General features: G+C 67.4%; 16 protein-coding genes. 9 read left to right on the top strand and 7 right to left on the bottom strand.

Annotated elements, in window-relative coordinates; genetic code table 11:
* The 5 genes from ABZ783_RS36840 to ABZ783_RS36820 form a co-directional block, all read left to right on the top strand.
* Positions 1-552: hypothetical protein (locus tag ABZ783_RS36840; RefSeq protein ID WP_357447673.1), on the top strand; the 552-nt coding region annotated here is incomplete at its 5' end.
* Positions 553-1,064: 512 nt separating this feature from the next.
* Complete coding sequence (locus tag ABZ783_RS36835) at positions 1,065-1,415, top strand: PadR family transcriptional regulator (RefSeq protein WP_357447670.1); 351 nt, start codon at positions 1,065-1,067, stop codon at positions 1,413-1,415.
* On the top strand, positions 1,412-2,473 hold the full coding sequence (locus tag ABZ783_RS36830; RefSeq protein ID WP_357447666.1) for a hypothetical protein: 1,062 nt from the start codon (positions 1,412-1,414) through the stop codon (positions 2,471-2,473). The genes ABZ783_RS36835 and ABZ783_RS36830 overlap by 4 nt, the downstream gene beginning before the upstream one ends.
* 325 nt (positions 2,474-2,798) lie before the next feature.
* Complete coding sequence (locus ABZ783_RS36825; RefSeq protein WP_357447663.1) at positions 2,799-3,656, top strand: hypothetical protein; 858 nt, start codon at positions 2,799-2,801, stop codon at positions 3,654-3,656.
* A gap of 379 nt (positions 3,657-4,035) precedes the next feature.
* Positions 4,036-6,012 (top strand): zinc ribbon domain-containing protein, encoded by a 1,977-nt coding sequence (locus ABZ783_RS36820; protein ID WP_357447660.1) that lies wholly within the window; start codon positions 4,036-4,038, stop codon positions 6,010-6,012.
* On the opposite strand, the gene ABZ783_RS36815 is transcribed toward ABZ783_RS36820, so the two are convergent.
* The 3 genes from ABZ783_RS36815 to ABZ783_RS36805 all read right to left on the bottom strand — a co-directional run bounded on the left by ABZ783_RS36815 (position 6,013) and on the right by ABZ783_RS36805 (position 8,260).
* Positions 6,013-6,357: a hypothetical protein gene (locus ABZ783_RS36815; protein ID WP_357447657.1), complete on the bottom strand. Its 345-nt coding sequence runs from the start codon at positions 6,355-6,357 to the stop codon at positions 6,013-6,015.
* A 188-nt stretch (positions 6,358-6,545) separates the two neighbouring features.
* Positions 6,546-7,370, bottom strand: coding sequence for a MarR family transcriptional regulator (locus ABZ783_RS36810; protein ID WP_357447654.1), 825 nt, complete (start codon positions 7,368-7,370; stop codon positions 6,546-6,548).
* 122 nt (positions 7,371-7,492) lie between these two features.
* Positions 7,493-8,260 (bottom strand): hypothetical protein, encoded by a 768-nt coding sequence (locus ABZ783_RS36805; RefSeq protein WP_357447650.1) that lies wholly within the window; start codon positions 8,258-8,260, stop codon positions 7,493-7,495.
* A 318-nt stretch (positions 8,261-8,578) separates the two neighbouring features.
* On the opposite strand from ABZ783_RS36805, the gene ABZ783_RS36800 reads away from it, so the two are divergent.
* Together ABZ783_RS36800 and ABZ783_RS36795 are read left to right on the top strand one after the other, a co-directional pair.
* Positions 8,579-9,208, top strand: coding sequence for a TetR family transcriptional regulator (locus ABZ783_RS36800; protein ID WP_357447647.1), 630 nt, complete (start codon positions 8,579-8,581; stop codon positions 9,206-9,208).
* Positions 9,209-9,243: 35 nt separating this feature from the next.
* Positions 9,244-10,116, top strand: a complete 873-nt coding sequence (locus ABZ783_RS36795; RefSeq protein WP_357447644.1) for an NmrA family NAD(P)-binding protein — start codon at positions 9,244-9,246, stop codon at positions 10,114-10,116.
* A gap of 148 nt (positions 10,117-10,264) precedes the next feature.
* On the opposite strand, the gene ABZ783_RS36790 is transcribed toward ABZ783_RS36795, so the two are convergent.
* From ABZ783_RS36790 to ABZ783_RS36780, 3 genes are all read right to left on the bottom strand, one after another.
* A complete protein-coding gene (locus ABZ783_RS36790; protein ID WP_357447641.1) occupies positions 10,265-10,915 on the bottom strand; it encodes a DsbA family oxidoreductase in 651 nt (216 codons plus the stop codon).
* Positions 10,916-11,008: 93 nt separating this feature from the next.
* Positions 11,009-11,377, bottom strand: a complete 369-nt coding sequence (locus tag ABZ783_RS36785) for an antibiotic biosynthesis monooxygenase (protein ID WP_357447676.1) — start codon at positions 11,375-11,377, stop codon at positions 11,009-11,011.
* Positions 11,378-11,693: 316 nt separating this feature from the next.
* Positions 11,694-12,476, bottom strand: coding sequence for a hypothetical protein (locus ABZ783_RS36780; protein WP_357447638.1), 783 nt, complete (start codon positions 12,474-12,476; stop codon positions 11,694-11,696).
* A gap of 187 nt (positions 12,477-12,663) precedes the next feature.
* Between ABZ783_RS36780 and ABZ783_RS36775 the strand changes: the two genes are divergently transcribed.
* The gene (locus ABZ783_RS36775) at positions 12,664-13,077 is read left to right on the top strand and encodes a hypothetical protein (protein ID WP_357447635.1); all 414 of its coding nucleotides are present in this window, start codon (positions 12,664-12,666) and stop codon (positions 13,075-13,077) included.
* Between the two features lie 38 nt (positions 13,078-13,115).
* Here ABZ783_RS36775 and ABZ783_RS36770 read toward each other — a convergent pair whose 3' ends face one another.
* Positions 13,116-13,634: a hypothetical protein gene (locus ABZ783_RS36770; RefSeq protein ID WP_357447631.1), complete on the bottom strand. Its 519-nt coding sequence runs from the start codon at positions 13,632-13,634 to the stop codon at positions 13,116-13,118.
* A gap of 290 nt (positions 13,635-13,924) precedes the next feature.
* Between ABZ783_RS36770 and ABZ783_RS36765 the strand changes: the two genes are divergently transcribed.
* Entirely contained in the window at positions 13,925-14,635 is a 711-nt protein-coding gene (locus ABZ783_RS36765) for an alpha/beta hydrolase (protein ID WP_357447628.1), read from the top strand.
* The last annotated feature ends 240 nt before the right edge of the window (positions 14,636-14,875 follow it).

The raw sequence follows: 14,875 nt of genomic DNA, 5'->3' as shown, positions 1-14,875 counted from the left end.
GCCGGTGGATGGGGAGTGCCGATGGCCTGGGATGGCACCGTCGACGACCTGCCGTCCGGCTACGACGACGCGTTGATCCGTGCGGTGGAAGGCCGCGAAGCGGGAATCGAGCCCACAAGCTTGAGCTTCATGGCGGTGGCCGTGGGCTCATCGCATGACAAGCGTGGCATGGCCGGTGTCGTGCTTGAGGAGTTGGCGCGACGAGCGCACAGCGACGGCTTCGCGCATGTGGTCGCTCCGCTTCGACCGACGTGGAAGCACCGGTACCCGATGGTGTCGATGGCCGAGTACGCCGGGTGGACCCGTCCGGACGGACTCTCTATCGATCCGTGGGTCCGCACCCACCAACGCATGGGGGCCCGCGTGCTCTGTCCAGCTCAGAGGTCGATGGTGATTGAAGGAAGCGTCGCTGATTGGGAGAGCTGGGCGGACATGGTGTTTCCGGTTACCCGGGAGTATGTGGTCCCCGGTGCACTCAACCTCGTGCTGATCGATCGGGAACGGGACCGCGGCGTATATGTCGAGGAAAACCTGTGGGTTCAGCACAGCTGAACTCGGCGTCATACCGCAACGGGACTGCCTGCGCCCGACAGCCAACGGGCGCTGACCACACGCGATAGGTAGCCGCGATCCGCTCGGTCATGCCGAGATCAGTGCACCCGATCATGCCGAGATGCGGTCGTTTTGCTCGGCTTCCGGCCCCCGTTACGGATGATCGGTGTGCGCTGCCCGGGAGTCCTCTCGCTCCGCCGCCGAGGTGTTTGCTTGCGAGTGGGGGGAGCGGGGTGAACTTTTGTGGGTCCGGGTCAGTACGACGTGACCGCTGTATCCGGGACCGAGGACGATGGCTCGGTTGGTGGGTGGGGCGCCGACGACATTGCTCTCCACTGCAGGTATCGCAGGAGTGAAATCCGGCCCGCCCAGGTCTCCGCCGTCCGCCGCATCACCGTCGCCCATGATCACTCCTCCGTCGTCGACTCTGCGCGCCCGGGGGACCCTGGATCCACCGACGTGATCTAGCACTCGGCATGGCAGCATATCTTGCCTTCAATTATATTGGGTGGATGAGTTCTCGGGCGATGACGGAACCGGCCTTTTTCATCCTGACCGCGCTGCTTGATGCTCCGCGCCATGGCTACGGGATCGTCGCGGAGGTGGCAGAACTGTCGCAGGGGCGGGTGCAGCTGAAGATCGGCTCCCTGTACGGGGTCTTGGACCGGCTTGTCGGTGATGGCCTGGTCGAGCTGGACCGTGAGGAGGCATGGCAGGGACGGTTGCGCCGGTACTACCGGTTGACCGAGCAAGGCCGCGGGGCCCTGGATGCAGAGGCTCAACGGCTGGCTGCCAACGCGCGCCTCGCCTCGGCCCGGTTGCGCGGCCAGCGGAGCCGGATCACTGGAGCGACGCTGTCGTGAGCCGGCTCGAGGAGCGCTACCGGGTCATTCTGCGACTGCTGCCCGTCTCTTACCGGCAGGAATGGGAAGACGACATGGTCGCTGCCTTCCTGGACAGCATGGACACCGGCGATCCCGACGCTGCCGAGTACGCCGCGGACCATGGCCGACCGAGCCTGTCGGAGGTCGCCAGCATCGTGTCCCTCGCCGTTCGGCTGCGTCTCGGCGGGGCTGACGCGCCACCCCGCTCGTACGCCTGGGGGCAAGCCGTGCGACTGGCGACCCTGATGGCGATGCTGGCCCACGCCGTCATGGTCACCGCCAGTATCGCCGTCACACTGTGGCTGTCCGGGAAGATCGCCTGGTTGCCGATCCCTGCACCCGAATGGGCACTCACTCCACCGTCGGGCATCTGGAATACCGCCTGGAACCTGGCCGGCTACGCTTGGCTACCGGCTTACATCGCGCTGGTCCTCGGCCACCGCCGCGTGGCCCAGGCAGTCGCCCTGCTCGCTATCGTGCCTCCCGCCATCACCACCGCCGTGGAACAAGCCGCCGGCGGCGCACCGCTGTCCGTGTCGCCCTGGGCGATGCGGCTCTTCGACGTCTTCCTGCTACTCGCCATGGCGGCCTTTCACCACGGAGCCCCACCTGTGCCGCGCCGGCCCTGGCTCCTCGCGCTGCCGATCGGCATCATCCTGGTCCCCGTGCCGCTGTTCATCATCGAGGAGACCGAACCGGCACTGAGGCTGCTGGACTGGCCTGGGCTGTACTGCACGACGATCACTGCCGCCATGGCGGTCTACCTGGCCGTTCGAGTAACCCGTCGTCCATCTCGCACACTGCCATGGTCACTGGCGCTCACCCTGCTTGCCGCAACCACGATCGCCCTGCGAGTCGTAACCCTGCTCGACTACCGCGACCAGGCACAGGGCCCAACCCTCACCGCGATCGCTTCCCTGCAGGTCATCGCCGTCCTAGCGGTGGGCGTACCGCTTGCCGTCCTAGCCACCCGAGCACTGCGCCGACTTCCACCAATCCCCGCCGCCGCCCCAAGACCCACCACAGCAACCGAATAGGAACTCGCCCAACCTCGGGCGTCAGGGGCCCGAGAATGCATGGCCGCGCAGACCCACAGCGAACACACTGTCATGGCCGCTGAAGCGCGTCCCGGACGACCGGATTTGCCGAGATGAGCGTGCGATCCGGTCGTGTCGTTGCGGTTACCGCGACTAGGCAGGCACCCGGCCGGGGCCACGGCGATGGCGCTCACGAAGGCGGTGCCGAATCTCGATTCGGTGTCGAGCCGTCTCTCTTTCTGGACCCTCGTGGGACTCTGTCGATAGAGGGTCATGGAGGTGAGCGGGGATGGCTCGGCGGCGTTGGATGCTTGGGATCGCGGTGGTGGCCGTGCTCGCTGGCTGTGACACGGGTTGGAGCGGGCCGGGTGGGGAAGGGCTGGACAGGCAGCGCCAGCAGGCGCGTGACGCTCTGGCCCGATACGACAAGGCAGTCCTCGATGCTGGCGGCTCGCAGCGCTTCGTTCCGGTGGGGGACCTGACCGGTCAGGTCGGCGACTGGGAGCCCACTAATGGGGACAACAAACAAGCGTTGATGTCCGGCCGGGTCCTCGCCGCCAACGCGTTGCCCGCCCTCCGGCAACCGACCGGACAGGTGGTGTGGGAGAGCGGTGCGGCCCAGGAAGTTCCCTTGCTCTCCGCCGACGAAGCACTCAAGCAACTGGCAGTGGCGGGTGCCGGGGGCTGCCCCGAGTGCGTACCGCTGGAGGTCACCGGTGCGCGCCTGACCACGGCACGGATCCAGACCACACACGGCCCGGCGACCGTGCCGGCCTGGGAGTACACGCTGAAGGGAACGGCGGCACGGGTGACCCGGGTGGCGGTCGCCAGTTCGGCCACGGTCAAGGTCACGCCGCCGTCGTGGGATCCCTACAATGCACCCGCCGGCCTGGCGATCGAGTCGGCGACCACGACCACGAACAGCCGCCAGCTGACCGTCACCTTCACCGGTGCGCCGAGCCCGGGAAACAAGCCGTGCGGCGCCGACTACAGTGCGGAGGCCATCGAGTCGGCCAATGCGGTCGTCGTCATCGTCATCGAGCACCCCCACGCGGCCGGCGAAACATGCCCGGACATGGGCGCGCGACGTACCACCACCGTCGATCTGGCTCAATCGCTGGGCGAGCGGGCGGTCCTCGAGGTGCAGCAGGGCCTACCGGTTCCCTTGACGATCACCGCGTGATCCTCGGTGATCTGATGATTTTCATGGCCGGACGGCCGTGGAGGACACGAACATCCGGTCATGCCGCTGGTCGCGCGGTGAGCCATCGAGGGCGACGGCTATCTCCTACTCTGACAGCATGGCCACGTGGTCAGACTCAGATGCCTGGGTCTTCTCTTCGATCGGAGGCATAGGCCCGGACGATGGTTACAGGCTAACCGATTTGATTATCGATGATCAATGATCATAGATTGGCCTGTGTGGAACGTTTTCGGCTTTCCAGGGCCGGGAAGCGTGTCGGTGTTCACACTGTGGCGCATCACGTTTGGGTTGGCTCGGGGATGGTTCCGGTGGTGTGGGTCGGCGGTGAGGGCCGGTTTTGTGGATCGGTGTTGAGTCGGTGAGCGGGAAGCTGCGGCTGGCCGAGGGTGAGGCCGCCCGCACCGCGTGTGCCCGCGCTGTGCTGCGCGTCGGCGTGGACGAGGAAACCGGCGAGGTCCTGTCTCAGGCGGTGCTGGTGCAGCGGGTGGGTTGGTGTGCCGATCTGGTGGCGGGCATGGTGGCCGCGCTGATCGGCGAGCACTGGAACCGCGTGGATGTGGAGGTACTGGCCGGCGGGGTGGATGCGGGTGGGCGGCGTTTGCCGTCGCACGCGTGGACCGCACTGCGGCGCCTGGGGTGGACGGTCGCCCCGCCTCGGGGTGTGCGGGTCAATGACCGGGTCGTGCGGATGGCGCAGGAGCAGGCGGGGCGTGCGCTGCGTTCGGTGAAGTGGCGCGCCGAGGTGACCGCCGGGGTCCTGACGGCCTGGCCGGCTGATCCGCGCAAGCGCACCCCCGCCGAGTGGGATCAGGTCCGCCAGGCGATCCCGGGCGGGCAGCATCTGCCTTCGAACATCATCAAGGGCCGCACCCGGCAGGCCGTCACCTTCCTCAACGCCAATGGTCGCCTGCCGGTGGACGTGTTCGAACTCGAAGGCGTCCCGCAGATTCCGCGGATGTTGTTGCTGGCCGCGTGTGACCGCCAGCAGGCCACGATCGAGCGCTGCGATACCGACCCGGGCAGGGCGCTGCTGCGGCTGCAGTTGCCCACCCGTCCGGATCCGCGAGGGTATCGGGACTGGACGTGGGTCGAGTGTCCGATCAGCCTGCCGCCCACGGTTCCCGCCTCGGCGGTGCTGCACCTGCCCACCCTGCGCGTCACCGACGGGACGGTGCGTGCCGACATGGCATACACGCACGTCGTGCCGAAGGCCCGGGCCACCGGTCACTCGGTGGCGGTTGGCGTGGATTGGGGCCTCAACACGCTCCTCAGCGCGGGTGCCCTGCGACTGGGTAAGGATGGGCGGATCACGGCGTTGGGGGCTGGTGGACAGTTCCGGGCCGCCGGGGTCCTGGCCAAGCAGCACCGCCTCCGGCGCCTGTCAGAACGGCTGCACGCGAAGGCCGACCAGTACGCGCGGCTGCTCGGCGGCCGCCCCGACGAGCAGATGAGCGCGAAACACGAGGCGCTGGCCGGCGAGATCCGGCACGTGTCCGCTCGCCGCCAAAACTTGAACGACGCGCTCGCCTGGGCTGCCGCCCGCTGGACGGTGGACCAGGCGATCGCCGCTGCGGCGTCCGTCATCTACCTGGAAGACCTGCGGTCGATGGAAGCGCGGGGCATGGGGCACAGCCTGAACACCCGCCTGTCCCAGCAGGTCCGCGGAAAGATCAGCGACCGGATGCGGCACCTCGCCGCCGAGCACGGGATCGCCGTGGTCACCGTCCCCGCCCGGAACACGTCCAAGCACTGCCCGCAATGTTTGACCCCGCTGCAGCACCGTAAAGCCCCCGACCGGCCCACCACACCGGGATGGAAGTGGGCCATCTGCCCCAACACTGGGTGCGGTTGGCAGGGCGACCGTGACCACGGAGCCTGGCGGCGTATCGCCGCCCGCGGCCTCACCCATCAGGCCAAGACCGTCATCGACAAGACCAGCGGCGCGATGGTGATCCGCTCGGTCGTCGACGGGCTCGAAGCCACCGCCGTTGTCAGCCCGAGCACCTTCAAGACCAGTCGGAGGGATCGGTCGAAGGCCGGCCCCACCCGGCGCAAGCCACCACGCCCCGCGCCCAGGCGACGCAGGGCACCCTCCCCCACCCGGCCCCACGGTCAGGTGGGTAAGCGTCCGGAGGGACACGCACCAACGGATCGCAGGCTGCCCCGCGCAGCCCACCGACACCAGGGCGTGAACACGATCAGCACACCCACCACCGCCGGCCACCGGCCCCGAGGAGCCGCACTGGGCGCGGGATTCCATTTCCACGTCCATGCATCTCCACCACGGTGGGAAACGATCCCGGAAACTCATTCCGATTCAGGATCGCTAAGCTGATCAGGGACGCTGAGCGAGATCATCGAGAAGGCCGACCGCATCAACCACGCCATTCTGACCGAAGCCGAGTTCACGCGCGCAGTGCCCCGGCTGCTCGCCGTGGGCCTGATCGGGGCGGATGTCGAAGCCGACCGATACTGGCTCACCGAGGCTGGCCGGGCGCTGTACCGACAGCGAGTGAAACGACGCGGCCTGTTCGGCTGGATGGAGGCGATCCCTCCCGCATTGGGCCGACTGGGCGAGCCGCAGGACAGCGCTTGGTCGCTGCCCGCAGGTGCCTTCGACCAAGCCGTTCGTGAGTACCTCAAGCGGGCCAACCAGATCCTCAAACGGCTGGGGGTTCATCCAATCCAATATCTGCCAGAGTTGTAATCCGAGCAGATCCCGCTGCTCAATGAGCCTTTGCCTGACGCGTCGACCAGGCGTCGCGCGGACGTACTCTTCTGCCGCAGTGTGCTCGCTACCGGACAGCGCACGCGAGTGACCGCGCGCAGCAATCGTCTGATCTCGTGGCCGTCGCCTGACGCGTCCGCTCAGTCGTAGACTTCCTGTGCCGCGGCGGCGATCGGCTCGAGCCCCGCGATCAGCTCGTCGAGCTCGTCGGCGGTGAGCACGTCATACGCCGGCGCCGCCAGTTCGTCGGTGAGGGCCTCGATCCGCTCCTTGGTCTCCCGGCCGGCGTCGGTGAACCCGCCGGCGGCGTCCACGAGGCCACGGCGGCGCAACCCGTCGACGACACCGGCCAGCTGTGCCTTGGGCAGGTGGTGGGTCCGGCCGAACTCCTCCGCCCTCATGCCGAGGGAGAGGGCGAGCAGGACGTGGGCCTCGGTGCCGCCGATGCCGTGGGCGAGGAGGGCGGCGTTGTGGCCGTCCCCGCGGTGCTCCCGCAGCAGCGTCGCCGCGTGCCAGAGCCTGGCCACCGGCTCCTCGGGCACGTCGAGCGCCCGCAGCCCGGCGTACAGCGCGCGGCCCTCGGTCGGCGCGCTGACCGCTGCCCGGGTGGCCAGGCCGGCGGCCCGCACCAGACCGGGGGAGTCGGCGAGCTGCCCGATCCTCTGCCGCAGCGCTGCGGCGCTGCCCCGCTCGCGCACGGCGATCGCCTCCTGCGGGGTGGTCTTCCCCCAGACCCACGGGATGTGGCGCGCCACCTCGCCGTCGGCGAAGTTGTAGAAGACCGCGTGCACCACCTCGGCCGGCGCCAGACCCAGCGGCGCGGCCCGGCCCGCGAAGTACCCGTCCCAGTAGTTGCGCATACCCAAGGCCAGGAACGCCGCGTTCGGCACCTCGGAGAAGGTGACGGTGGCGATCGGCTCGACGAGCTCGAACATGCGGTGGATCTTGGCCGGTGGGTGCTGCATCGGTCGCTCCTTTGGTCGTGACCGCGCGCCCTCGTGGGCGGCCGCTCACACTAGCTACGAACAACGCAGCCCGGATACGACAACTCCGGCCGACAACAATCCAGCCAAGATCAGCCTCACTCTCATGGCCGCGGTTCGCGCGCTACCCCTTCGTGATGCTTGCCGGTGCCGCTCCTGCGGCGATCTGCTGGAATGGGGGCAGAGGCCGTTCTGGGTCGCTGTTGCCGGGGCGCACCGTAGGGCCCGGGCTGCAGGGCCGCCAGCCAGGCATGTCCCGGATGCACCTGCTTCAGCAGCCCGGACAGCGTCTCGCGTTGGGTATGAGTCAGCAGCGGGAGAACGGCGTTGAAGTCCGCCTGATCCTTTGGGCGTACGTGCTTGGCCTTGAAGAGAAGAACGAGCTCAGGGATCAGGTACGGGATCCGGTCCGAGGTGTGCCGGATGATTTCGGCAGAGGGCAGCCTGATCGTTTCGTCTCTCCGGCAGATCCACACATCGCCGTCGTGCGGCTCACGGAAGACGTCAAGCAGGTAACGTCCCGTCTCTGGCTCGCGCAGCCACGTCTGCCGAGTGGCAGTCAGCACCTGTGGCGTCGCCGATTCCCAGATCCGAGCGGCGCCAACTGCGTCGCACGTGAACTCGGCGAAACGCTCGCGGATCTCTGGGAACCGCCCGACCGGCACAGCGATCTCGATGTCGTGGTGCTCGCGGGTCTGCTCACCGCGGAACAGGTCCAGCGCCCAGCCTGCCGCTACATACCAAGGCGCGGATATCCCGTCCAAGCGGCGTGCGACATCGCGCGGCTTCCAGCAGTCGGCCCAGCGGGCTTCGAGTGCCGCTACGTTGCCAGACTGCACCTCGATACCGCCGCTGGGCAACTCGTCTTCCATCGGCCGAACGTATCTGGGATCGACGTCCGGCTCAGCGTCGGCATCCTCATCTGCCGCGATCCGATCGCTGCCAGATGTGACGGCTCTACCGTCGGCGGCTCGGCCATGCCGCAGACAGCGAACGCGCGGAACTGTCGATGAGCGTGCGCCGACATGTGTCCCCGTTCAGCGGCAGTTAACTGCGAGAGGTCGACGATGGCCAGGGCTGAGCGCGGGAGCATTGCCGTCACCCGTGTGGCGTCTCAACTCACGTGGGCCGCGTCTCAACCATCTGCATGACGATTGTCATGCAGATGGTTGACGGCTTACGGTCCTCGCGTGGAAGCAGATCAGCAAGCACGTCGACCCCGGCGCGCAGCCAAGCCGGAGGAGCGAGGCAAGGCCGCGGACCAGACCCGGGAGCGGATACTGCAGGCGGCGTTAGAGGAGTTCGGCGCCAAGGGGTACGCGGGGGCGCGGACGGCCGGCATCGCCGCGCGGGCCGGGGTGAATCAGCAGCTGATCTCCTACTACTTCGGCGGTAAGCAGGGGGTCCTCGACGAGTTGCGCCGCCGCTGGCGGGAACGCCAGGCGTCACTGACGCCGGCGGGCCGGTCCTTCGACGAGTCGTTCGCCGGTTACCTCGACGACACCCTCGACAACGCCGACTGGTCTCGCCTGGTGATCTGGCGCAGCCTCGGTGACAGCCCTGACGCGGGCGCGCCCGGCCACCGGGAGCAGCAGGCTGGCACGGCCGAGGCGATCGCGTCGATCCGCCGGCGCCAGGCCGCCGGCGAGCTGACCGACGTGGTGGAGGCCGAGTTCATCCTTTTGCTGTCGCACGTTCTTGCCTTCGCGCCGGTGGCGTTGCCGCAGTTTGTGGAAGCCATCCTCGGCGTCAAGCCGCATTCAGCGGAGTACAGGCAGCGGTGTCGAGAGCAGCTCGCCGCCCTGCTGGCTCCACAGTAGACCACTCGCTCATTCGTGCTGGGAGGTATGTTGTCATGGTTGCGGTTCTTGTCACCGGTGCCACCGGCAGACAGGGTGGAGCCGTCGCAGACCTGCTGCTCGAGCGCGGTCACGAAGTGATCGCCTACGTCCGTTCGCCCGAGTCGCCGGCCGCGCGGGGCCTATCGGCAAAGGGCGCCCGTCTTGCCCCCGGCGATCTTGCCGATGCCGCCGCGCTGACCAAGGCGGCCGCAGCCGCGGACGCTGTGTTTGGCCTGTCGGTGCCTTTCGGAGCCGGTGGCAAGGAGCAGGAAGTCGCGCAGGGCCGGTTACTCATCGACGTTGCCGCGCAGCTCGGTGTCCACTTGCTGTACTCCTCCGTGCGAGGCGCAGATCGCATCGTCAACAGCAACGTCGCGCACGCCAGCAGTAAGCAGCTGGTCGAGGCGTACCTGCGGGACCGGGACCTGCCAGCGACGGTGCTCGGCCCGACGTATTTCATGGAGAACACCCTCAACGTCGCGTTCAACCGTCTCCGTGAGGGTGTCTTGGCGATGCCCCTGTCGCCGGACAAGAACCTGGACCAAGTGACGGTCCTGGACATCGCGGGCATGGCCGTACATGCCCTGGAGAAACCCGACCAGTTCGTCGGCAAACGGATCGACCTAGCCTCGGACAGCGTCACCGGCAAACAGGCCGCGGCAGCACTCAGCGACGTCCTCGGCCGCGACATTCCCTACCAGCAGCTGCCCGTCGACCAGGTACGCCGCTGGGCCGGCGACGAGGTCGCGAACATGTTCCAGCGCTTCGAGGACAACACCTACTTCCTCGACATCACAGCGCTGCGGGAGCAGTACCCGGCCGTGCGGTGGCACACGTTCGCCGAGTGGGCCAAAACCGTCGACTGGAGCCGCCTGCTCGACAGCTGACAAGCCGGCCAGCGTGCGCGCCCACGTCTGCCGCCGATCGAGCGCGCGGGCTCGACCGCAGCGATCACTCCGCGTAGCGGGCAGCCACGGACCAGAGCGGCCACGTGGGCGGGCACGTAGCCGATGTCAGTGCAGGTGATCATCTCGATTAACCACTGAAGTCTGGCCTGGCGCCCCGCACAGGGCGGTCAGTCTCCAGTAGTCGACGAAGCTGAGTGGGGAGCTGGATGGCCGACACTGGGCGCCCGCCATTGATCACCAACGAGGGGACGCCGGTGACGCCGTGTTCGGCCGCGCGACGCCGGTCGGCTCGGACGTCTTCGGCGTAGTCGTCGCTGCTGAGGACAGCGCGGACCTCGGCGTCAGCGAGCCCTGCCTCGCCGCCGAGGCGTTGCAGGACCTGCGGGTCGGCGACGTTGAGCCCGTCGGTGTGGTAGGCGCGCAGCAGTTGCTCCATCATCTGGTCGGCTCGGCCTCGGTCAGCGGCGAGGTGGCACAGTCGGTGCGCGTCGAAGGTGTTGACCGGTCGGGCCCGATGCAGGTTGATCGTCAGGCCTTCCGCAGCGCCCAGAGCCTCAATTCTGGCTATCCGAGTCGGCGCCTGATCCCCCCACCAACCCGTCATGGCCTCCGCGGCGGTGAGGCCGGGGGTCCGGCCTTCATCAGGTGCCAGTTCGAAACTGCGCCAGATGATCTGTACCTTGTCCCGCTCGGTGACGTGCTCCAGCGCGGCGGTCAGGCGTCTCTTGCCGATATAGCACCACGGGCACAGCACATCGGCGTAGACCTCTACTCTCATGAACGTCCTTCGGTGAGGTGGCTATCGGCCACCCGGTGTCTGCCTCGGCCCGTGTTCCCCAGCCGAGGCAGACACCGGGTGTGGTCCATTCGGTTAGGCGTCGAGACGCTGTGGTCCCGGACCAACCTCGCGGACGACGGTGTAGGTGGGAACGCCACTCATGCGCGGCTCGGCCTTGCCGGACAGGCCCTCCAGGGCCTTACGGATGGCGGCCATCCGGCCTTCGGTATCTGAGGTCTCCACAAAGTTGCGGTAGTCCGCCTCGCTGGCCCAACGCACGATGTTGTACACCCGGGTGCCGTCGGTGCTTACATGGAAGCGGGCCGACTGGTAGCCAGGATAAAAGCGCACCCAGCGCTCCTGGATCTCCGCGAAAACCGCTACCAATTCCTGTTGGGTACCGAGGCCGTCAACCGTGTAGTCGATGATCGAGTAGAAGCTGGTATCCGTACTCACGTACATACTCCTCAACATGCGGGTCAGGCCTGTTGCCATCCTGCAACCTCAACCAAAGTTGAGATCAAGGATGGGGTGTTGCAGCACCACTGCCAGAGGCAGTAGCGCCGCTTGGGTCGCGCCTCACCAACATCAGGTGCGCGGATCTGCCGCCGTCCGTGCGCGTCAGCCGCGCGTCGCCCCTCACTGCGGGTGGTCGGCGCTTCGCGACGGTCAAGCATCCTGAACTGCCGATGAGCGTGCGTCCGATCTTGGTGTTTGGAGGTCGGTCCGACGTCAGTCCCGGGCGGCTTGCCGCTGCCAGTTGCCGACGTTCGCCGTGTCAGGTCGAGCGGTCGGTACGCGGCACGACCGTGTCGATGGGTTGACTCGGGCTATTCTCCGCCTCCAGCCACTCGGCCACATTGAACACACAGCCGCAGATGCTGCAGGTAGCTCGGCCGAACAGGTACGTGAGGCCGTCGGCGAGCACGGTTTCGCCGGCGGCGTCGGCGGTGTCGTACATCCATCGGCCGATCCCGGTCAGGTCCCCCGGTGTGGCGGGACGAAGCGCGACACGGTGGATGTCGCCGTCGTTGTAGTCTCGGATCGCGGTGTAGTGGCCGTAGTCGCTGATGACGACTGCCAGACTGACGGCGCAGTGCGGGCAACCGAGGTGGTAGTGCTCGTCGGTGAAGTCCAGGCTGATCGTGGCCCAGAACGTAAATCCGGCGAACGCGAGCGTATCCTTCAGCTGCGCCACGAATGCCCGTCCGGTGTGGACCGCGGGTCGGTTCCGGGCGACGCGATGCAACGCCATGAGGGCCTCCGCACCGGCGCGAACGATGTCGTCGTACCGATGGCACCGATGCAGGGATCGCACGATCGTCGCGGCCAGCCGCAGTGCCCGAATCTGATGCTCCTCGGTGCCGGACTGCGCCGGCTCGGCGAGTCTGGGCAGCGCGGCGAAACCGGCTGAGCACCAGCATTCGGCCTCGACAACGAGCCGACGCTCGATCTCGTCCCACGCCTCAGCGGTCGGATAGTGCTCGATGCCGTCGAGCAGCCTGCCGATCCGTACGCCAGGACCACCCGAGACATCCCGCACCGACCGCCAGTCGATCACAGAAGCATCCAACACCATGTCATCAACCGGGATAAGCGGATCTGCCGCGATCCACGCGTCACGCGGCGTAATTCGACGTCGGTGGCTACCGCTCGAAACTGCCGATGAGCGCGCACCCGATCTCGGTGCGGGTTGCCTCGTTGAGGACTTGATCGACGGACCGGCGGCTGTGGGGCACCATAGGCCCATGAGCTTCGGTCTCGTCGTGCTTGCTGTCGACCCGGGCGCGACCGATGTCGCGGTACGGGCTATGGCGGAACGCTGCCAAAGCCTGCATCACCCCGAGGGCGAGTTGGACGAACGCATCGTTGGGTTCTACGAGAACCTCCGCGCCCGCTACCCGGACCTCCCGCCGTACGCTCACGACTCCCCGTGGATGGACATGCCGCTAAATGTCGGCATCGACCACGTCAGCATGCATCTGAGCTTCAGCGAACGCAGCACGCCCGCGTTGCAGTTGATTGACCAACTCGCCCGCCGATACGACCTCACCATCTACGACCCTCAGGGCGACGAGGTCACGCGGCCTACGGACGTACGAGCGCCGATGGATCCCGCGATCGTGGCGTTAGTCGAGGAATTGCGGGCACCGGACCGTTGACCGCACGGCGTGGCGTCCGGTTACCCACTGACATGAAACTAGGCTTGAGTGGGCGGCGGCAGCATCGGGGCGAAGCTGGAGGCTCCCGCGTCCACCTGCACCACGCCGCCTTCCACGCCGTCGGCGTCGATGCGCAGGGGCAGCCGGTTGCCGTCCGCGCTTTGCACACGCACGCCGAGAGACCGAAGTGCCCGCAGCAGCGGGCCCATTGGACGGGCCCGCATCTGCTTGCTCGCGTCGATGACGAAGTTGCCTGCGCCCAGCGACACCAGCGCGGGCAGAAAGCGCGCCGCGGTGCCGGCATCGTGGCACCAGACGACCGCCGTCTCGGCGGGTGGCCCGGAAGGATTTCCGGTGATACTCCAGACGTCACCGTCCCGGTCGACCGGGAAGCCCAGCGTGGTGAGTCCGTCGGCGAAGGCGACCGTGTCGGCGGCTTCCAGCGGCGTGATCAGCCGGCTCGTACCGTCCGCCACAGCCGCCAGGAACAAGGCCCGCGCGGTCACCGATTTGGAGCCCGGCAACCGGACCGTCGCAGTGTGGGATGTCGTCTCCACCAACCCTCCCGACTCCGAAGCTCGCCAGCCGTAGCGCAGTTAACCCTAATCAATGGGTGACCTGGTGATCCAGTTGGATACGCCGAGTCTCGGTAGCCGGTACCTTCTCCGGAACGACACATCACGGCCCGTCAGGTCGGACGGCCGACCCAGGCAGAACAGCACGGCATGAGGGCCAGCGGCCCGGCTCGATCGCGCAGCTCATTCGTCCTCGACACCTTCCCCGTTACCGACCAGCGGCGGCCCCACGCCACTCTGTACGCGATGAAGGTCAAGTTAGACTCCCCGCCATGCTGGAGTACCGGAACGTGGACGTCGGATGGGGCCGGCTCGCGTACCGCAAGATCGAGGCTGGACCAGATGCGACCGCCCAGGCCACACCGATGGTCCTGCTGCACGGCGGAGGCAGCGACGGCACAGCGTGGGACAACGTGGCTGCGGCGTTCGCCGAGCGCCGTACCGTATATCTGCCGGACATGCGTGGCATGGGCCGCAGCGGCCGAGCCGGGACTTACTCGATGACCGCCCTGCGTGATGACGTTCTGGCGCTGCTCGACAGCTTGGCCCTGGACCGTGTGGTCTTGGTGGGACATTCGCTGGGCGGATTCACCGCGCTCTTGACGGCCCAGGCAGCACCGCAGCGGACGGTCGCTCTCGTGCTCGAGGAATGCCCGCCGCCGGTGCCGCTCGGCCTTTCCGTTCCGACGGACTTGAACGACTCGGCACCGTACTACGACCGGGAAGTCCGACCGTCCATACTCGGCGAGCTCAACGCGCCCGATCCGGTCTGGTGGCAGTCCCTCGACACCATTTCAGCGCCAACCCTCGTACTGGCTGGCGGACCGACCAGTCACCTGCCACAAGCCATGATCGCCCGGATGGCCGCCCTTATCCCCACCGCCACGTTGCGCACGATTCCGGCCGGGCACCACATCCACCACAACGCTTCCGAAGCCTTTGTTGCCGCCGTCGAATCCTTCCTCGCCGCCCCAGCGGGGTGATCGAGCCCAAGAAAACGGAGAGCAACATGGACTGATCCTTCGCCAGCCGCGCATCAACCAAGGTCAGGTGCACGCATCTGGCCGCCGACCCGGCGGTCGCGCTGAGTAGTCGGCCACGGCGTCGAAACTGTCCGGTCGTGCCGATGACAGGATGCCTCGGTTCCAAATCTGCGCACACCCAGGCCGAGCGGAATTCGACTCAGAGACTGTTACTGGCTTTTCGCACGCTCGCGATCGGCG

It is taken from the genome of Micromonospora sp. NPDC047738 (assembly GCF_040642675.1).
GTDB lineage: Bacteria > Actinomycetota > Actinomycetes > Mycobacteriales > Micromonosporaceae > Micromonospora.
The sequence above is the reverse complement of the archived record's forward strand: the minus strand, read 5'-3'. Positions and strand labels throughout refer to the sequence as shown.